The 19,838-nt window shown below is 54.3% G+C and carries 19 protein-coding genes; 15 read left to right on the forward strand and 4 right to left on the reverse strand.

Features of this window, described 5'->3' with window-relative positions:
- Positions 1-115 precede the first annotated feature (115 nt).
- On the reverse strand, positions 116-1,255 hold the full coding sequence (locus M2108_RS25315; RefSeq protein ID WP_277472158.1) for a BMP family ABC transporter substrate-binding protein: 1,140 nt from the start codon (positions 1,253-1,255) through the stop codon (positions 116-118).
- Positions 1,256-1,583: 328 nt separating this feature from the next.
- Here M2108_RS25315 and M2108_RS25320 point away from each other — a divergent pair, with 328 nt between their 5' ends.
- The 15 genes from M2108_RS25320 (at position 1,584) to M2108_RS25390 (ending at position 15,639) form a co-directional block, all read left to right on the forward strand.
- Positions 1,584-2,339, forward strand: a complete 756-nt coding sequence (locus M2108_RS25320; RefSeq protein WP_277472157.1) for an AraC family transcriptional regulator — start codon at positions 1,584-1,586, stop codon at positions 2,337-2,339.
- A 126-nt stretch (positions 2,340-2,465) separates the two neighbouring features.
- A complete protein-coding gene (locus tag M2108_RS25325; protein WP_277472156.1) occupies positions 2,466-2,831 on the forward strand; it encodes a Na-translocating system protein MpsC family protein in 366 nt (121 codons plus the stop codon).
- Between the two features lie 256 nt (positions 2,832-3,087).
- Entirely contained in the window at positions 3,088-3,642 is a 555-nt protein-coding gene (locus M2108_RS25330; protein WP_277472155.1) for a UbiX family flavin prenyltransferase, read from the forward strand.
- Positions 3,642-4,985, forward strand: a complete 1,344-nt coding sequence (locus tag M2108_RS25335; RefSeq protein ID WP_277472154.1) for a UbiD family decarboxylase — start codon at positions 3,642-3,644, stop codon at positions 4,983-4,985. Before M2108_RS25330 ends, M2108_RS25335 begins: the two co-directional genes overlap by 1 nt.
- An 821-nt stretch (positions 4,986-5,806) precedes the next feature.
- Positions 5,807-6,073 carry a BMC domain-containing protein gene (locus M2108_RS25340; protein WP_277472153.1) on the forward strand — a complete coding sequence of 89 codons (267 nt, stop codon included), beginning with the start codon at positions 5,807-5,809 and terminating at the stop codon, positions 6,071-6,073.
- 40 nt (positions 6,074-6,113) lie between these two features.
- The gene (locus tag M2108_RS25345; protein WP_277506397.1) at positions 6,114-7,235 is read left to right on the forward strand and encodes a hypothetical protein; all 1,122 of its coding nucleotides are present in this window, start codon (positions 6,114-6,116) and stop codon (positions 7,233-7,235) included.
- 48 nt (positions 7,236-7,283) lie between these two features.
- Positions 7,284-7,814, forward strand: coding sequence for a BMC domain-containing protein (locus M2108_RS31695; protein WP_277472151.1), 531 nt, complete (start codon positions 7,284-7,286; stop codon positions 7,812-7,814).
- Between the two features lie 59 nt (positions 7,815-7,873).
- A complete protein-coding gene (locus tag M2108_RS25355; RefSeq protein WP_019908484.1) occupies positions 7,874-8,155 on the forward strand; it encodes a BMC domain-containing protein in 282 nt (93 codons plus the stop codon).
- Positions 8,156-8,163: 8 nt separating this feature from the next.
- Positions 8,164-8,904, forward strand: coding sequence for a hypothetical protein (locus tag M2108_RS25360; protein ID WP_277472149.1), 741 nt, complete (start codon positions 8,164-8,166; stop codon positions 8,902-8,904).
- 42 nt (positions 8,905-8,946) lie between these two features.
- Positions 8,947-9,228, forward strand: coding sequence for a EutN/CcmL family microcompartment protein (locus M2108_RS25365; RefSeq protein WP_277472147.1), 282 nt, complete (start codon positions 8,947-8,949; stop codon positions 9,226-9,228).
- A gap of 3 nt (positions 9,229-9,231) precedes the next feature.
- Entirely contained in the window at positions 9,232-11,046 is a 1,815-nt protein-coding gene (locus M2108_RS25370) for an adenine deaminase (protein WP_277472146.1), read from the forward strand.
- A 114-nt stretch (positions 11,047-11,160) separates the two neighbouring features.
- Positions 11,161-11,844 (forward strand): cyclase family protein, encoded by a 684-nt coding sequence (locus M2108_RS25375; RefSeq protein WP_277472145.1) that lies wholly within the window; start codon positions 11,161-11,163, stop codon positions 11,842-11,844.
- Between the two features lie 21 nt (positions 11,845-11,865).
- Positions 11,866-12,471 (forward strand): urea carboxylase-associated family protein, encoded by a 606-nt coding sequence (locus M2108_RS25380; RefSeq protein ID WP_280777231.1) that lies wholly within the window; start codon positions 11,866-11,868, stop codon positions 12,469-12,471.
- 226 nt (positions 12,472-12,697) lie between these two features.
- Positions 12,698-14,929: an AraC family transcriptional regulator gene (locus M2108_RS25385; RefSeq protein ID WP_277472142.1), complete on the forward strand. Its 2,232-nt coding sequence runs from the start codon at positions 12,698-12,700 to the stop codon at positions 14,927-14,929.
- A gap of 104 nt (positions 14,930-15,033) precedes the next feature.
- A complete protein-coding gene (locus tag M2108_RS25390) occupies positions 15,034-15,639 on the forward strand; it encodes a class I SAM-dependent methyltransferase (protein ID WP_277472141.1) in 606 nt (201 codons plus the stop codon).
- Positions 15,640-16,118: 479 nt separating this feature from the next.
- Here M2108_RS25390 and M2108_RS25395 read toward each other — a convergent pair whose 3' ends face one another.
- The 3 genes from M2108_RS25395 to M2108_RS25405 form a co-directional block, all read right to left on the reverse strand.
- The gene (locus M2108_RS25395) at positions 16,119-17,729 is read right to left on the reverse strand and encodes an extracellular solute-binding protein (RefSeq protein WP_277472140.1); all 1,611 of its coding nucleotides are present in this window, start codon (positions 17,727-17,729) and stop codon (positions 16,119-16,121) included.
- Positions 17,730-17,832: 103 nt separating this feature from the next.
- The gene (locus M2108_RS25400) at positions 17,833-18,726 is read right to left on the reverse strand and encodes a carbohydrate ABC transporter permease (protein WP_277472139.1); all 894 of its coding nucleotides are present in this window, start codon (positions 18,724-18,726) and stop codon (positions 17,833-17,835) included.
- A 15-nt stretch (positions 18,727-18,741) separates the two neighbouring features.
- Complete coding sequence (locus M2108_RS25405) at positions 18,742-19,608, reverse strand: ABC transporter permease (protein ID WP_241781795.1); 867 nt, start codon at positions 19,606-19,608, stop codon at positions 18,742-18,744.
- Positions 19,609-19,838 lie beyond the last annotated feature (230 nt).

A 19,838-nucleotide genomic window follows, 5' to 3' on the forward strand; every position in this document is an offset into this window, starting at 1 on the left:
TATCAACGCCTTTCAACTAGACTGGTTTTCTGCAAAAATAGGCAGCTGGAATTCTTCTTGGCTGAAGGAATCCCAACTGCAGGAGATACGGCGTACCGGTTAGTGTTTAATTTAATTAAGGCTTAACAGCATTACGGATCGCTTCAACCTCCGAAGTTTCCATGCCCATTGCGTTGTCTACAGTGATTTCCTTGTTGATCAGCTTCTGCTTCACTTCTTCGACCTTAGCCTGCAGATCTGCCGGGAATACGCTGGTGTAGATGTCATTTTCGGCAATACCTACGCCGTCTTCCACAAAGCCTAGAACATCGCGTTTGCCCATTTCAAGCGTGCCTTCCTGAAGCTTGGTTACGGCGCCCAGGATCGCGCTGTCGATTTTTTTGATCGCGGAGGTGACAATCAGGTTGGCTTTCTCGCTGTCTGTATCTTTAAGCAGCATGGCCTGGTCGGAATCGACACCAATTGCATACTTTGTTTTTTCTTTTGCAGCATCAAAGATACCAAGGCCTGTACCGCCGGCTACGTTGAAGATTACGTCCACACCGGAGTTATACTGGATCAGTGACAGCTCCTTCCCCTTAGCCGGGTTAACGAAATCGCCCGCATAGGACACGGCCACTTTTACATCGGGATCAACATATTGGGCACCCTGAATGTAACCGACCAGGAACGCGTTAATACCCGGAATATCCATCCCGCCGACAAAACCGATCACGTTATCCGGATTCGCATTCGGCATATCCGACTGTGTAGCAAGTGCTGCAACTGCGCCAGCCAGGAAAGAGACTTCATTAGTGGAATAAGACATGTTGTACATGTTGGCTGGTGCTTCCTCGATGTCCGTGTCGTAGTTGATGAATTTTTTGTCCGGATTCGCTTCCGCCGTCATATTGAACATTTCCGTAATTTCCGAACCGCCCGAAATGACCACATCCCAATCTTCAGCGGCAATATCGTTAAAAGTAGGCTCCCACTTGGTCTTGTCAGTGCCCATCTCAATTACTTTGGTTTCCGCGCCCAGCTCTGTCTGCACTTTCTGCAGGCCGCTGTTGGCAGCGTCGAAGAAGGATTTATCTCCAAGCGTTCCCGGGATCAGCAGCACAACCTTGAGCTTGTCGCCTGAACCGGCATTTCCGCTATTTGCTGCATCGTTACCGGCATCCGCCGCATTTCCGTTGTTAGCTGTGTTGTTTCCGCAAGCAGTGACGAGTACCATTACCATGAGCAGCAATAATGCAAGAACATTCTTTTTCATTTTGTCTGTTCACACCCCTGTTTGATATTGATGGACCACTTTAAAACGGCTGACTTCCCCAATTACACGTTTTGTTGTGTTGTTATACAACAATAGATTTTATGCAAATCCATAAAACGACTGAAAATCAATGAATAGCTTACATTCAATGATAAAAAAGGTGGTTTTCCGTCAATTAAACGATCAATTTCCGAACAAGATGGCCAGTCAGGTTGCAGATCTTTCGTTTAATTGATACGATCATAGCAAATACGGCGGCAAACTTTTATATACTTTCGGTCATTTTTTTGTACGATTCGGCTAAATGAAAAAGAGTTGGAGGATCAACATGGATCGAGTCCTATATATTGTAAATGCAGAGCATGAAGCGGACACCCATATCCCGCGCCATCAGCATGAATGCTTCGAGCTGGTGTATTACATTCACGGGCTTGGCACATGCAGCATAGGGCAGCGCAGCTATCACTTCCGGCCGCACTCCTTTGCGCTGATCCCGCCCAATTTCAAGCATGACGAGAACCACCAGCCCCGCTCCGAGGTGCTGTTCGTCGGCTTTCACTGCGAGAATCCGGCAATAAGCACACTGTCAGGCGTATTTGAGGATGACAAGGAACATACGGTGCTGCAGACGCTGGTGCGGATGAACGAGGAGTTCAAGCGCAAGCGCGACGGCTTCTCCGAACTTTTAAATCTGCAGATGAGTGAAATTACGGTACACCTGCAGCGGCTGCTGGGCGGCTCAGGCTTCCAGTCCCCGGCACAGGACCAGATGCAGTATGTCCTCAACTATATGGATGAGCATTACCGGCACAAGCTGTCGGTCCAGTCGCTGGCGGAAATGTCCGGGTACAGCTATGACCGGTTCAGGCATTTATTTAAGGAGCGCTTTGGCGAGTCGCCCCACCGCTATCTTTTGCTGAAACGCATCAATTATGCCAAATCTCTCCTGCTGCATACCCTTATGCATATATCCGAGGTATCCGCTGCGGCCGGATTCGTGAACGATGCCCAATTCTGCAATATGTTCAAAAGAGAGGTTGGTCTCTCGCCCCGGACCTTTCGTATCCGCAGCAAAGTTATATAATGTAACATAAGTCACTTACTTTGGGGGATTTTTCTCTATAATGGAGTTTAACTTATTGAAAAAGTGAAGCTCGTCAGTTTAAACGCGTTATTTTGCGTAAGATATCATTACAGGGGAGTGATCTTCTTGAATATCCCGCTGCTGCTCTCCTCCAATGAATACAAGAAGAAGTTGTCCCGCTGTTATAATGAGGTCCATAAGGAGCTGTACGGCGTCGGGGTAAATCAGCTACGGCTGGAGGCTGCCAACGATACAATGATCATGTTTCTGGTGAAGCATCAACGGGTTGCCGCCCTGCGCGCTCTGGAGGAGCATTATCCGGAACTTAAACAGTCTGTGGATGCTGCGCTGCATCAGGAATTCAAACGGCGTATCCAGAAGAAGCTGGCCGAAGAGCTTGAGCTGCCGGTTGTCGGCGTACTCAGGGATTATGATCCCCAGACAGCCTGGGCCTGTACCGTTGTTATCTGCGATACCGGGGCTGAACAATGATGCAGGATTGATCTTGCGGATTTACGGCTGCCGTTTTTGTTAAGAAGCAAGTTTAGGTTAATTAAATAACAGAATGTCAGGCTGCATTTCGATTTATCCTGATGCGCCGCATGTTAACTAAGGTTAGCCCTATATCTGTTTACAGATTGCAGGAAGCCGTTGATTAGAGACCCCTCTCTATTTCAGCGGCTTCTTTTTGTTATTCACGAGTGAGTACATGGACATTCAAGCCATCTGCTAAAGGAGATTGCCGCTTATGCGAATTGTAGTAGCTATCACAGGGGCCAGCGGCTCCATCTACGGTTACTCCCTGATCCGCAGCCTGCACCAGCTTGGTGTGGAAACCTATATCATCGCCACCGGTGCCGGGGAGAATGTGCTCGGGTACGAATGCGGCATTAAGCTGCAGGAGCTGGAGCAGTACGGAACGGTGTTATCCAACACAGACCTGTTCGCTCCGGTAGCCAGCGGGTCATTCAAAACCGACGGAATGGTCATTATCCCCTGCTCGATGAATACGCTCGGGGCGATCGCGAACGGCATGGGCGATACCCTGCTGAACCGGGCCGCCAGCGTCGTACTGAAGGAGCGGCGCCGGCTGGTAATCGTCCCGCGCGAGACACCGCTGCATCTGATCCACCTGGAGAATATGCTGCGGCTGGCCCGCGCAGGCGCGGACATTGTGCCCGCCTCTCCCGGTTTCTACAATCACCCGACCGAAATCTGGGAGCTGGTGAATTTCATGAATGCCAGGGTGCTGGATGCGTTCGGGATTGAGCATCAGCTGATGAAAAGATGGGGGGAAGGCTAATGGCAGCCGTCACTATCAGGCAATTGCTTGAGCGCTGGGAGCCGGGCGGAGAACTGCTGCGGATCCGCCGCGAGGTCGACCCGCGCTTCGAGCTGGGCGCAGTAGTCAAGGCTGTCCGCGGCAGCCAGGCGCTGCTGTTCGAGAAGGTCAAAGGCTACAGCGGACCGATGGCTGTCGGCCTCGGGGGCTCCAAGGAGCTGATCGCGGATAGCATGGACACAACCCCGGAGGAGCTGCTGCCTAGGCTGATAGCGGCAATTGTCCAGCCAACGCCAACCCGGCTGGTGCAGCAGGCTCCGGTGCAGGAGCAGGTGATCACCAGCCGGATCAGCCTGAAGGAGCTGTTTCCGGTATGCACGTATCATGCGGAGGACAGCGGCGCTTATTACGTCTCCGGCGTCATGGTCGTCAAGGGTGATGACGGCCGCAAGCGGTACACCTCCATCCGGCGCATGCAGCTGCTGGACGGGAACCGGACCGGCATCCTGATCTCTTCGCCGGAGCTGTTTCAGCAATATAAGGACTTTGAGGCACGCGGCGAGCCGCTGGAGGTGGCTTTCATGTTCGGGGTGGTTCCGGCGGTTGTGCTGGCTTCGCAGATCAGCACCCAGCTGTTCCACACCGACAAGCTGGAGGTGGCCTCCGCCCTGCTCGGCCAGCCGCTGGAGGTCGTCCGCTGCCGGACGGTCGATCTTGAGGTGCTGGCCGAAGCCGAGGTTGTATTTGAGGGCAGGATCCTGCCCGGTATCCGCGAGCCGGAGGGGCCGTTCGGTGAGCTGGGCGGCTACTACGGGCCCCGGACAGAGCAGCCGGTCGTTGAAATTTCGGCCGTTACCCACCGCAGCCAGCCTATCTGGCAGACGATCCTGCCGGCCAGCTATGAAGAGAAGCTGCCGATGGCCATCGCCCGGGAGGTCGCCCTGCTCGGCTCCGTCCGCCAGGTCGTTCCGGGTGTAACGGCCGTCCACATCACAATGGGGGGTGTCGGGCGCTATCACGCCGTCATCCAGATCCGCAAGACTCAGGAGGGTGACGGCAAGACAGCGCTGCTGGCCGCTTTTGCCGGGGATAAGGACCTCAAGCATGTTGTGGTGGTCGATGAGGATGTCAATCTGCTGGACCCGCTCGATGTCGAGTGGGCTATCGCCACCCGGGTGCAGGCCGATCTCGACCTGTTCATCGTGCCGGGTGCCAAAGGCTCCCCGCTTGAGCCCTCGCATAATCTGCGCGGCGTATCCGCCAAAATGGGCATCGACGCCACCTGCCCGCTCGCGCATAAGGAGCACTACCGGAGAACACATATCCCGGGGCAGGGTGAGATTCGGCTTGCCGATTATGTGTAGGCTGGGGATGTGTGGAGTTGGGGATGTGTCGGTTCGGGAGGTATGAGGGGCGGGCTGTGTTGGGCGAGGCTGGGTTGGCGAGGATAAAAGTCTGGGACTACGTCAGCCTGCTGCCTGCTGATCCCCGTACTGAATGGAGCGATATGAAACTAAAGGTCACCCCCTTTTCACCCGGATAGTTGTAGTTTGTGCAATTAAAAGCAGCTGTTTCTCCATTCGTGCACCTGATCGCGTGGCCGCTGAGTCGCTGTTGGGTAGCTGTTGAGTCGCTGTTGAGTCGCTGTTGAGTCGCTGTTGGGTAGCTGTTGAGTCGCTGTTGAGTCGCTGTTGGGTAGCTGTTGAGTCGCTGTTGGGTAGCTGTTGAGTCGCTGTTGAGTCGCTGTTGAGTCGCTGTTGGGTAGCTGTTGAGTAGCTGTTGAGTCGCTGTTGAGTCGCTGTTGGGTAGCTGTTGAGTATCTGCTTTATAACGATGGTTCTACCTTGTGCGGCTCCATTAAGCTAAGTGGAAAATCGTCATCTATTTTTGGCTAACTGCTTAAAAAAAGGAATCTAATTGGAGAAACATCACTTATTTCTGCCGATTTCGTCCGCAAAGGGGCTTACGTTCTAAAATAAGTGTTGATTTTCCAACTAGTGATTAGAAACAGTGAGATTTTGCGGAATTAAGTGGCGGAAATCCAACTAAATGCTGCGGACCCACCGTTCCATGAGAATATTAGCAAACTGCCCCAATCCGCTGCCCCTCCTCACCCAATTTGGCTAATTATCAGGCTCATCATCAGGCGTGAGTAACGCCTGAAGCACTTTTTAGGAGGTGGATCATGCAAGCAATCGGTTTAATTGAAACACGCGGCCTGACCCCGGCGCTGGAAGCGCTGGATGCCATGTGTAAAGCCGCCAATGTGCGGATGGCCAGCTTCAAGCGGGTTGGCTCAGGCCTTATTACCGTTATTGTCGAAGGCGATGTCGCAGCAGTAACGGCTGCAGTCGATGCCGGCATTGCCGCTTATCCGAAGACCGGCGGGCAGCTCGTATCCTCCAACGTCATTCCGCGCCCGCATGCCGATCTCGCCAGAATGCTGCTCTAGCCTGCAGTCCGCATTCAAGTTATCAGGGAGGTGATTACCCTTGTCAAGCTTTATGAAAGATGTTGTGTCCGAGGTGCTGCAGCGGAACCGTATTGCGAATCCGGCTCCGTCAGGTCCGGCTGCCACTGCTGTAGCCTGCACTGCCGGCAGCAAAGAAAACTGCCTGCATACCTGCTCTACTCCCGGGAATTGCCCCAAGCCGGGGCTGACGCTTCCGCTTAAACGGACCAATTACCAGAAGGAGCAGGCGGCCAAGCGGCTGGCCTCGATTGGTGCCGAAGCAGCTGCCGCTATCGGCAGTGTGCAGCAGCAGGCTCCTGGCGGCGCCACCATGGCTAGAGCCGCTGGAGCTGAGAGGCCTCTGCCGGTCTCAGGGTCTATCCTGGCTGCAGCAGCTCAAGCAGGAAAGCCCGCCTCTCAGGGGCATACACCGGTTAATGAATCGTCCGAACCAGGACAACATTTCGCGGAGCACTACCTGTCCCCGCTGCTGCAGCGAACCTTATCCTGGCCGGAGCAGAAGGATAACGGCTTCTCGGGCGACCCCACTGCGCAATCGTCCGTCCCGGCAGAAGCGCAGGACCCGCTGGAGCCGCTCCGCCTCCCTGCGGCCGATATGGAGGTCTGGCTGTTCCCCCGCATCCGCGATGAACTCCGGCCCCTGCTCGGCATCCCGGGCCGGAATGACAGCGCAGCCGGGGTCATTAGCGCACCGAACTGCCACCCCGGCCAGCTGTTTGCCGCCGAAGAGCTGCTCCCGCAGGATTCCGGCCTGGAGGCCGATATCAGCTGGAGCACAGACGGCGGCGGCTTTGAGCTCAAGCTGTTCGGCGCAGATCACCGTGTGATCGCTGATAAGCTCAAAGCGCTCACCGCCCGGATGCAAGAAGGCTCAGGCTCAGCCGTCCGGGTGTGGATCAGCCGGGAGCCCGGCCGGCTGCTTCGCCGTTACTTTGGCGGCGGACCGCAGGAAGCCGTTGCCGTAGTGGCCGGTTCGTCCCGCTGGAACAGCATCGGCATCGCGGAGCAGTGGCTGCAGCGTAATTCCGGCTCAGGCCTTCGCCTGCGCACAGAGCGCGGCTACTGTATTCTCACCGGCACCGCCGGGCAGATGGCTGCTGCTGCGCCGGAGCTTGCCGGCTTATCCGCTACGCACCGGTGAGCTTAAGCGCTGCCGCACAGCAAATCAAAGAACAAGGAGGCATTCTGTATGCAAGCACTTGGTTTAATCGAGACGCTGGGGTTCACCACCGCCGTCTCGGCGGCAGATGCCGCACTCAAAGCAGCGGATGTGCAGCTCGTAGCTGTTGAGAGGGTCATCGGAGTCGGCGGCTCGCTGGGTGTTACCCTGCATTTCAGCGGCGATGTCGCTGCTGTAACCGCATCTGTTGAAGCCGGCCAGACAGAAGGCCGGCGGATTGGCACAGTGGTATCCGCCCATGTCATTGCCAAGGCCCACAGTGATGTAACCGGCAAGATACTGGGCAACTATCTGCTGCCAGAGGGTACTGCTATCCCGGCTGCTGATGGCACTTCCGCTACCTCTGCATCTGCTATGGATACTCCTGCTGCCGCTCCTCCTGCAACTGCTGCCTTTCCACCGCCCGCTTCTGCTGCTTCGGCCGCTGCCGCACTTCCGAAGCCGGCCAATACAGGCCCCGCTAAACCGGACCAGGCAGCCGGAACAGACAAAGCACCAGACTCACAGGATGCAGGTATGTCTTCAGACTCACCGGACTAACGAATTCAGCAGATTCAAACTGCATTAACCCTAAATTTAAATTAACGGAGGTTATTCACATGGGAGAATCACTCGGCTTGATCGAAACAAAAGGTCTGGTAGGCGCAATCGAAGCTGCGGATGCAATGGTAAAGGCAGCTAACGTAGAGATTTGCGGCTACGAAAAAATCGGCTTCGGTCTCGTAACCGTGATGGTCCGCGGAGATGTCGGTGCAGTAAAGGCAGCTACTGATGCAGGAGCAGCCGCAGCCAAACGTGTCGGGGAGCTGGTGTCGGTGCATGTTATTCCGCGTCCGCACAGCGAAGTTGAACGTGCCCTTCTGTCCAAGGGCATTGAATAATCAAGGCCATGGACAGCCGGCATAGTACGGTTGCAGCCAATACCTTGCTCAGCCTGGCCTACCGGTCCAGGGAGCAGGAGCTGAATAAGGACTTCCCCCGGGTCCTCGTTCTGCTGGCCGGCCACTTCATCGGCATGGAGGAAGGCTACACCGCTATCCGGCAGTTGAACCGTTCCGGGTTGAGGCTGAAGCTTGCCGCAGATGAGCAGCTCCTCAAGAAGCACACTGCTCAGGAGCTGGCGGCAAAAACAGGGATCGACGATATTACCATCTCCGCAGCGCTCCACTCACTTGCACCGGACGCTGCTGATCTTCTGTTCATTCCGGTTCTCTCATTGCCCCTGCTATCCCGCCTATCCGTGCTGGATGCAGATGATCCTTATGTGGAGCTGATGATCCGCTTTATCTGTGCCGGCAAGCCTGCCGGGGCACTGACTCTGGGGGCCGAGCCGGGCCATTACCGCTGGGGGGAGCAAGGCCTGCTGCATGCCCCTCCCGGGCTGAAGGCAGCCATGAAGCACAAGCTGGAAGCCATTGAAGGCTTCGGTATCACACTGCTTGAACCGGATCAGGTGGACCATTGGATAACCTCTGCCCGGTCACGGCAACGCAAGCAGGTACTGACCGCTGAGGACATTCAGGACGCAGTAAAGCTCGGCCGGACGTCCATTCATGCCCCGGCTCCGGCGGTAATCACTCCATTAGCCGCTGACCTTGCCAGGCAGTATGGCATTGAGATTATCCTTTAGATTCAACCGGTTCAACCATCAAGCATACGAGGTGACAATCACATGAAGCTGGGAATCATTACGGGGCATGTCGTTGCAACGAGAAAAGATGACAATCTTATCGGCGCCAAGCTGCTGATCGTTCAGCCAGTGCTACCCGACCGGACACCTTCTGGTCAGCCGGTTATTGCGGTTGATACAGTGGGCGCGGGGATCGGCGAAACGATCATTTATGCGGTGGGCAGCGTGGCCTCAAGAGCAGCACAGCAGCCGAATGCCCCGGTTGATGCCGCGATTGTCGGAATCGTAGACAGTATAGATTGCGCCAAGCCAGGAGGTGTGTAGCAGATGCTAACAACTGAAATAAAAGATGCTGTCCAGCGCCGGCGGATGATTGATGTACTGCTCTCCGGCAGCGCTTATGCCGACCTGGTGCTGAAGGGCGGCTATATTATCAACGTGATTACACGTGAAATTTATTCCGGCGATGTTGCTGTCAAAGGCGACCGGATCCTGCTAGTCGGCATGGCCGATAAGCTGATCGGCCCGGCAACTGTCGTCGAGGATGTGAGCGGCAAATTCATCAGCCCGGGCTTCATTGATTCCCATATGCATTTTGAGAGCGCGATGCTGACGGTTACAGAATTTTCTAAGCTGTCCATTCCTACAGGAACAACCACCCTGGTAGCTGACCCGCATGAAATCGGTAACGTGCTGGGCGTGCCCGGCATGAAGGCAATGATTGATGAGGCGCGTACGCTGCCTAACCGTGTTCTGTTTACCGTCCCCTGTCTCACTCCCGATGTGCCGGGTCTGGAAACAGCAGGCGCAGATATTACCTCCAAGGATATGCAGGACCTGCTGAACGATGATTACGTGCAGGGCATCGGTGAGCTGCAGGGCTTCAGCAACGTCCATCCGGTGTACAACAACGCGCCTTATCTGATAGATGATCTGCTGGCTTCTGTCTCTTACGCCCAGTCCATCGGCAAAACCATCGAGGGCAACGCCCCCGGTCTGTCCGGCCCTGAGCTGGCGGCTCATATTATCTGCGGCGGCGGCCATGTCTCCTGCCACGAGACAACCACCAAAGAAGAAATGATGGAGAAGCTGCGTTACGGGGTCAGCGTGTTCATGCGTGAAGGCTCCTCGCAGCGCAATATGGCTGAATGCATCCGGGCCATAACCGAGGAAGGAATGGACTCCCGGCGAGCAATCCTCGTCTCCGACGATATGGTCCCTGAGGACCTGCTGAAGTACGGGCATATGAACGACATTGTCCGCCGGACGATCGCCGTAGGCATTGATCCGGTTGAAGCCATTCAGATGGTTACGATTAATCCCGCCACTCATTTCGGCTTCCAGGACATCGGACTGCTTGCTCCCGGCAAAAAAGCCGATATCGCCGTCATCAGCGACCTGGCGCAGATGACCATTGCCCAGGTCTATATCGGCGGAGTCAAACTCGCCGAGAACGGTGAGCTGACCCGTGACATTCCGTCTTATATCTACCCTGAATCCGTCAAAAAATCGGTCAAGCGGAAACCGGTCAAGCTTACAGACCTGCAGCTCTCCTCCGGCGGAGCACACGGCAGCGTCCGGGTCCGCGCTATCGAGGTGATCCCGGATCAGAATCTGACCGGAGCCGGCATTTACACCGCTCCAGTCAAAGACGGTGTCGTCCAGCCCTCGGTAGACAATGACCTCCTGCCCCTGCTCGTCGTCGAGCGGCACGGCCGCAGCGGCAAAATCGGCAAAACCTTTGTCCGCGGCATGAAGCTGAAGGCCGGGGCCATTGCCGAAAGCGTGGCCCATGACACCCACAATATCATTGTCACCGGCACCAATTACGCCGATATGGTGACAGCCGTCAACCGGGTTATTGCCATGGACGGCGGGATTGCGATGATTGAGGGCGGCAAGGTGGTCGGTGACCTGCCGCTGCGGATCGGCGGCCTGATGACCGATGAGCTGACCGGCAAAGAGATGAGCGCGCGAATCACCGAGCTGCACCGGCTGGCCCGCGAAGAGCTGGGCTGTACACTGCATGTGCCGTTCATGCACCTCTCCTTCCTCTCCCTCGTCACCAGCCCGGCATGGAAAATCACTGACATCGGCCTGATCGATGCGGACGCCTTCACCGTTCTGCCTCCGCTGGCCTGACCGGCACTGGAGCTTTCACTGTTTATCATCTCTGCTCAAGCAGCGCTTCACCCGCCGGAACCGGCCGGTTTAGCTCATTGCTTTTGCCATAACAAACAAAAGGAGGCTTCTTCCATGGGGATCCAGGTAATTGATTTGTCCCAGGAAATCTATCAGGGGATGCCGGTGTTTCCGCCGCATCAGAAGACGATGATCTTTCCGAATATGAGCCATGAGGAGAGCATACAGAAGCTCGGCTTTGCCTTTGCTACGAATAACCTGGTTATCAACGAGCATGGACCGACCCATAGCGACGCCGTCTATGAATATGACCCGCAGGGGGCGACGATTGACGAGATGCCGCTGGAGTATTTTTACGGCCCGGCTGTCTGCCTTGATCTCTCGCATATTTCACCGGATGCCTATATTACCCGCAGCGATCTGCAGCTGGCGCTAAGCAAAGGTTATCTCCACCTCGATAAAGGCGACATCGTGCTGCTCTACACCGGACACTATAACCGCGCTTACGGTACCGAGGAGTGGCTCACCCGCTATACCGGGCTGGATTACGCTGCGGCTGAGTGGCTGGCACAGCAGGGCGTTGTCAACATCGGCATTGATGCACCGTCGATCGATAATCCGCTGGACACCACCTTTGCCGGACATCTGATCTGCCGTAAATACAAGCTGACCAACACCGAGAACCTGTGCAACCTCGACCTAATCGCGCAGAAGCGCTTCCTCTACTTCGGGCTCCCGCTCAAAATCCGCAAAGGCACCGGCTCCCCCATCCGGGCTGTAGCAGTATTCATTGAATAAATGATTAAGCAGGTGAAGCTGATGATAAACAAGGCATTAATCGAAGAAATTCACGTCCCGGCCTACGAAGGCAGAAGCGCACTCGTCCGCAAAGGCCAGACGCTCTATATTATCGACGTGGAAGGCAAGCAGGTCGGTGATTTTGTCTGCTACAATGCCGCTGATCCGGATGAGCATGTCTCCCCTGTTCATATGCGGGCTTCGCTCAGCAGCATCCGCCTGAAGATCGGCGACAGCCTGTACAGCAACCGCAGGCAGCCGCTCATGCAACTGACCCAGGATACGGTGGGGCGGCATGATTTCTTTTTCCCGGCGTGTGATTATTACCGCTACAAGGTGGATTTCGGGCTGGAGGAGCATCCGAACTGTCATGATAACCTCCAGAAGGCACTGCAGCAGTATGGCCTGGGGAACCGGGAGCTGCCCGATCCGATCAACTGGTTTATGAACAACGCGCTGGACGAGAACCTGGATTATGTGATTGAAGAACCGCTCTCGAAGCCCGGTGATTATGTGGCTCTGCTGGCCCTGACGGATGTAATTGTCGCCCTCTCCTCCTGCTCGCAGGATCTGGCTCCGGTCAACGGATATAAGGTCACGCCGCTGCTGATGCAGATTACGGTATAAATAGAGTTCACTTAAGCACCATCCGATTTTCATGCTTAATTTCAGCTTATATAGTCGCTTTTGTACAGGAATCTCACATTTGTTCACTCCCCCGGAATTCCGGTTTGTGCATTGTTGTCAGCTTGCTGCACTGTTCTGTTCACCGTGTGAAGCTTATACTTATACTGTGAACAATACAGATGCCATCCTGGCTGCAGGTACACAGAATGAATTCAGGGGGATGAAAATGAGACTGAACAAGCTCGGTAACCGGAGAGCGCTGTACAGCCGGATATTGGTCAGCATGACGCTTTGCGTATCCTTAACCTTTCTTGCCTCCACCATTATTTATTACAACTATTACATCGGCGTCGAAAAAACCCAGGCCTTCCGTTCCGACCTCAGCAATCTCACCCAGACCAGCAAAGAGGTTGTGAACATGAACGAGGCAGCCCAATCGCTTTCTTTTCAAATCTACCGCAACAGCACCATTTCCAAAATCGTCTTCTATGACAAGCCCGACATCTATGACGTCACAGCCGCCATGTCAGAGCTCGGGAATTATTTAAGCTCTATGCCCTATATTGAGTCCATCTATGTCTACAATCCAAAAAGCGCCAAGCTCTACATCGCCTCCTCCCATGGCCAAAATGGTGTTTTTACCGAGCGGGAGCTGGTGGATAAGGGCATCCTTGATATCCTGAACCATTACGAGGAATACAAGCCGTTCACACCGATTCCCCGCGTCTACTCCAACGGCGCCAAGGAGAATGACCTGGTCCGGGCGTATACTTTTCTGTGTTATGATGCCATCGGCTGGGACCGGTCGATTAATTCGGCAGTCATCGTTAACATATCAGCACCTTGGATCAACAAGGAAATCAACACGCCGGCAGATTCTGCAAGCGCTACCTTTATCCTGTCTGATAACGGGTCCTTCCTGTCCGGCAACAGCCTGGAGCAGCAGGAGCTCGAGCCTGAAGAGTCACTATGGGTGAAGCAGCAAATCAAGGGAGATGCTGAGGGCTATTTTATCGGAAAATTTGCCGGCGTAAATTCGCTGATCTCCTACACTGCACCGGATGCTTTAAGCTGGCAGTATGTAAGGATCACGCCGTATGATGTCATCACCAGGCAGACGGACAGCATTCGTAATGCCACCCTGCTTATTGCGGCACTGATCCTCGTAGGGGGAATCGGATTATCCTGGATCACCTCCAGAACGCTGTATCTGCCGATCAGCCGGATTGTTAAGGAGATGAACATCCTGGAATCCGAGAAACGGGACAGCATGTTCACCATCAGGCAAAATACAATGCGCGATCTCGTTCTCGGCCTGAAGCCGCTGCAGTCGATTCAGCAAATGGAGAAGCTGAGACAGCTTGGCATCCATTTCACTTTTAATGACGATTACCGGCTGATCCTGCTGCGTATCGACAATTACAGGGAATTGAGGGATGAACGCTCCTCCTACCTGCTCGCCTACAAATTTGCGATTATGAACATTGCCTCGGAAATCTGCGGCCAGACCTACCGGGTCGAAACGGTTGATATGAACGATGACGGCATCCTTGTGCTCCTGAACATCATTGATCCGAGCGAATACACCAATACCGGGCTGATTGAGACGCTCCTGCGCCAGCTTCAGCAGGCCTGTTCCGATTATCTGAAAATCAGCCTGACGCTCACCTACAGCCATATTGACCGGAACGCCCAGCAGCTGCACCAGCTTTATAAGCAGGTGAGAGACGCCTCAAATCACCGCCTGTTTTATGGACACGGGTGTATTATCAGTGCGCAGTCCATAAGTGTGCTTCAGAATCATACGTACCATTATCCGACGGATAAAGAAAAACGCCTCGCCGATGCCCTGATGTGCGGCAAAGTAGAGGACGCTATGGAGCATTTCAGCTCCATTATCCGTGAAACGCAGGAGTATCCCTTCCATACCGTGCAGCTGGCCGTATCAAGACTTAGTGTGACGATAAAAGAAATCATCAGCACCGTCCAAAAACGTAATCGCTTACAATGCGACGGTACACCAGCTTTGCCTGCCCTGGATTCCATAGAAACCGTGACCGAGCTGGAGGCCGCCTTTGCCGCCTTGTTCAGTGAGATGCGGGAGCAGCTGTCCGAGAAAAAAAATGCCAAGCAGCATGACCTGATCCGCCTGATTAATCAGAAAATTGAGGATAACTACCGGGAGCCGAATCTCAGCCTTAACCAGATTGCCGATGAGCTGGACATGTCGCCGATCTATATCAGCCGTCTCTACAAGCAACAGACCTTGAACAGCATCGTCGATGTGATCCTGGAGGTGCGGATGCGCGAGGTATGCAGCCTGCTGGAGAATACCGACCTGCCGGTAACCGTCATCGCCGAGCGCTGCGGCTTCACCAGCAGCTCCTATCTGCACCGGATGTTCAAGCGCAGCTTCGGCAAGACTCCGAGCGACTACCGGCGTACTAAGAACGCCTAACGTTGTTCCCTGCACACCCGCTATAGTGTAACGAATATTATTGCCGTTTAAGTTAAACTGCAGCACAATAAATGGATATACCATTGGAACGGGGGGACACGCAGGTGGAAAAGCCAAAGCTGATCCGGATCTTCGACAAGCAGGCTGCCCGGTACGACAACCAGAGAGAAGATACACAGCAAACGCGCTGGCGCCGCCGGCTCATAGGCCATGCCCGCGGCGAAGTACTTGAGCTGGCGGTAGGAGCAGGCGCCAATTTTCCGTTTTATCCTCCGGGCATACAGCTTACCGCAGCAGACTTCAGCGGAGCGATGCTGGAGAAGGCCAGGCAAGCGGCAGCCCGCTACCCAATTAACAGTACCTTTATCTGCTCGGACATAGAAGAACTAAGCTTCCCTGATCATTCGTTTGATACCATCGTGTCCACATTATCGTTCTGCAGCTACGCCCGCCCGTTACCGGTACTGGAACAACTCAGCCGCTGGTGCAGACCGGGCGGGCAAATCCTGCTCATGGAGCATGGAATCAGCGCGAACCCGGCTCTTTCCCTGGCCCTCCGGGCACTGAATCCCCTGCTATACCGGATCTACGGCTGCCACCATACGCGTGACATCTTAGGCCTGGTCCGTGAATCCGGCCTCACCATCAACAAGGTGGAGAGCCACTGGCAGGGCATGGTTCATCTGATCTGGGCCAGTCCTCAAAAGTAATCGTAGATTAGCTGTTTGTCTCTGAGCTGCCCGCTTTCCCTTACAAATATTATCCTCTGCTCAATTTCTGACGCATCTCATACCACCTCCAACCAAGCTCTCCATCCCCAGCCACACCAACTTTCCTAGAGCCAGTCTCCATTTTCTACCGGAGACTGGCTTTTCCCTGCTACTCCCTCCCCTGCCCCGGAGGCCGCTGGCTGACGGGCTTTGCTGTCTTGCGGTCTTAGAGAGCTTGTATCCACCATTAAGGTGAGGAGCAGCGGAAGGGAAGTTTGGAACTGTAGGAGCGGAGCGTCCGCCTTTATATTTGGATTTCTACCGCAGCCAGCGGTTTAAATCAGGAAATCCAAATATAACAGCGGCCGGAAGTCCAAACATTCCCTGGAGCTGCGTAACCACCAAAATGCCCCTGCAAGCTCCCACGCATCCAGCAACAAAAAAGCCCCAAAGGCCATGGGCCTCCGGGGCATCCTCCGTTATTTAATCCCTTTCTCCGCCACATAAGCATTCCACTGCTTCGTCCACTCCGCCTGGATCTTCTCCAGACCGGCCTGTTTGGCCTTCTGCAGGAAGGTATCCAGCCCCTTGTCGATGTCCTCTACAAGCCCTGCCTGCAGCGGGAAGAGGTACTGCTTCTCAACCTGCTCCAGCGCTGCTTTTTCCGCCTGGTAGGAGGAGTAGTCTTCAGCAAAGCCGAGGAACAGGTCCGGCTTCTGGATTTTATCCAGCTCATCAAAGATTGCCTTTACTCCGTCGAAGCCCTGGTCAAACAGCATGTATTCCGGATTCCGCCAGGCCCAGCCGTTCATTCCTTCACGGGAGAAGCCGTTGCTGGTACTGGTGCCGACCAGCTTGTAATAGCCGTTTTCAACGGTGTAGTTCTTACCCTCAATACCGTACTGCGTCAGCAGGTTGTAGCGCTTGTCGAGCACCAGCTTCTCATAGAAGGCCAGCGCGCGTTCCGGATTCTTGCTGCTCTTCGGAATCGCAAAACCGTTATGAATCGGATGCACAGGCGTAGCATAACCGGTGGTCAGACCGAACGGGGAATACGCCAGCTCCCACTCGGGATGGGTCGTGCTGATCTTCATCTTCATGTCATTATAACGGGTCGGGTTATCCCCGAACATGCTGGCCGCTTTGCCGGAAGTAATCGGGTCCTGCATCGTGTCCTTGATGTTCAGCACGTTTTTAGGAATGAAGCCTTTGTCCGCCCAGCGCTTCATCGTTTTCAGCTCTTCTTTTTGCTCATCCGAGCCCCAGTAGGAGTAGACGGTTGTCGGGGATTCATACTTCACGCCCATGCCGTAAGGGAGCGCGCCGACCATTTTGTTAAGCTCCGTATAAATGTAGTGCAGATTATTGCCGATATCGCTGTTCAGGGACATCGGCATCAGATCCGGCTCGTTCGCGACAATGCCGTCCATGTACGCCTCATAGCTGGCCAGATCCTTTGGCACCGGCAGATCATATTTCTTGCGCAGATCCTCGCGGTACACAAAGCCGTTGGTTACATACTCCTTGTAAGTCGCAGGTACCGTGTAGATTTTGCCGTCAACCTTCACATCCTCCCACATCGATTCCGGGACGAACTTTTGCAGCTCAGGGGCAGCCTTAGGCAGAAGATCGTCTATTGCCAGGAACGCGCCGCGTTTCGCATAAGACTGGTATTGAGTCCAATCCGCTGTAAAAATCAAGTCAATCGCCTGCCCGGAGGACAGCAGCAGCTTATATTTCTGATCCCAGTCCGTCCAGCTGGTGTAGTTGAATTTAACGGTGGCATTCAGTTCTTCCTGCGCCATTTTATTGATTTCATCCTGGATGATTGGCAGATCCTTCGGCGCATCCCCGAGCATATAGAACTGAAGCTCCACTTTCTTCGACGGATCGATTCCGCTCTCTGCCGGGGCCGCTGTACTGGCGCTTTCTGTTGCCGCAGGAGTACCCGCATTGCCGCCTTCTCCGCTGTTTGCCCCGTTTGCACTGTTACCGCCGTTGCTGTTACCTCCGCAGCCTGCAAGGAGCGATAAGGCCAGCGCCGCCGTTGTAAGCGTAACCAGAGATCTTCGGCCTGCTTTCTTTGTCATCATGAACCCTCCTAAAAGTTTTGTTCTCCTGATTTGCAAAACTTCCTTTTATGTCAGCCGGACAACAGGCACACCCTTGAAGAGCGTGCTCCACTATTCGGTTCTAACCTTTTACAGCCCCGATCGTCAAGCCTTTTACGAAATACCGCTGGATGAACGGGTACAGGAAGAGAATCGGTCCGGTGACCACAATGGCCATGGCCATCTTGGTGGATTCCGTCGGCAGGTCACTGCCCAGGCTGACGCCGGTGCCCGCGCCCATGTTGGCGATAAACGCCGCAGAGTTGATGACATTGTACAGATGGAACTGCAGCTGATATTTATGCGGATCATTGATGAACAGTGAAGAGGAGAACCAATCGTTCCAGTACGCCAGGGCAAGGAACAGACCCACCGTTGCAATGCCGGGCATCGACAGCTGGAGCACAATGCGACAGTAGATCCGGAAATCGCCGGCCCCGTCGATTTTGGCCGATTCGAACAGCTCCTCGGGAACCGCCGAACGGATGAAGTTTTTCATCAGAATAATCAGAAACGGGGTCATCAGCCCCGGAAAAATCAGCGCCCCGTACGAATCCGTCAGATGCAGATATTTCGTGATCATAATGTACCAGGGCACCAGCCCCCCGCCGAACAGCGTCGTGAAGTAGATATAGAAGGAGAACGTATTACGGTATTTAAAATCCTTGCGGGCCAGCACATACCCGGCCATCGTCATAAAAAACAGCCCCAGCAGCGTACCCGTCACCGTCGTAAACAGCGTAACCCCGTAAGCCCGCAGCACCTCATCCGGGAAGGTGAACACCGTTTTGTAGCCCTCGACCGAAAACTGCGCCGGAATCAGATGATAGCCATCCTTAATGATCGACTCATTGGCCGTCAGGGAGGCGGAGATAATCAGCAGGAACGGAATCAGGCAGGCCAGGGAGCCGATAATAATGACCGCGTACGCTAATCCTTGCAGAAGCCTTGTATAATGATCGTCTTTGATATGCATACCTCTTCTCCCCTCCTAGAACAGCGCGTAGTCATCGTTTATTTTGCGGATAATGTAATTGACCGTCATGATCAGAATGAAGCCGAACAGCGATTGGTAGAGCCCCGCAGCCGTCGCCATGCCGATGTCAAACGTCACCTTGAGCGAACGGAATACATACGTGTCCAGAATATCCGTTGTATTGTACAGCACCCCGTTATTGCCGATCAGCTGATAAAAGAGGTCAAACTGCCCCTTCATAATACTGCCGAGCGAGAACAGCAGCAGCACCACGAAGGTCGATTTCAGCATCGGTACCGTGATATACCAGATCCGCTGGAAAATATGCGCGCCGTCGATTTTGGCTGCCTCGTAGTATTCATCGCTGATTCCGGTGATGGCTGCCAGGTAGATAACCATGCTGTAGCCGAGATTTTTCCATAGATAAAATAGAATGATCAGAAAAATCCACACCAGCGGCTTATTATACACATCGACCGGACCCGCACCGAACCTGGCCAGCAGCGTATTCAGGAAACCGCTATCATAATTGAATACGTTGTAGACGATAACACTCAGGATAACGAAGGATACAAAGTACGGCAGGAACATGATCGACTGGGTCAGCTTTTTGAACCATTTGACGCGCAGCTCGCTGAGCAGGATCGCACAGACAATCGCCAGGACGTTGCCGAGCAGGATAAAAGCCAGATTGTAGCCGATCGTATTCAGCGTCAGCTTCACCAGTGTGCCGGACTTCCATAGGAATTCAAAATTCTTGAAGCCGACGAACGGCGCATCGAACAGCCCGGAGTTGAAGTCAAACTGGGTGAACGCATAATAGACGCCTACCATCGGAAAATACGAATTTACGAGGAAAAACAGCAGTGTCGGGAGCAGCATCAGGAACAGCACCCGGTTATGGATCAGCTCATGCAGAAATCCCTTCTTTTTCTTCTTTATTGTGCCAGCCCCCAGCGGTGAAGCTGCCGGACCGCCTCCCTGTAAAGGAAGCTCTATGGCCAGCGGTGTTCCGGTCTTGTGTTTGCGCTGTCTCAAAGCCCTCACTCTCCTATGCCTGTATATGCCCCAAGTATAGAAAAGCCCCGTCCGCCCGAACAGTAGCCGTTCAG

Origin of the sequence: Paenibacillus sp. PastM-3, assembly GCF_029893965.1 — a bacterium.
GTDB lineage: Bacteria > Bacillota > Bacilli > Paenibacillales > Paenibacillaceae > Paenibacillus_AQ.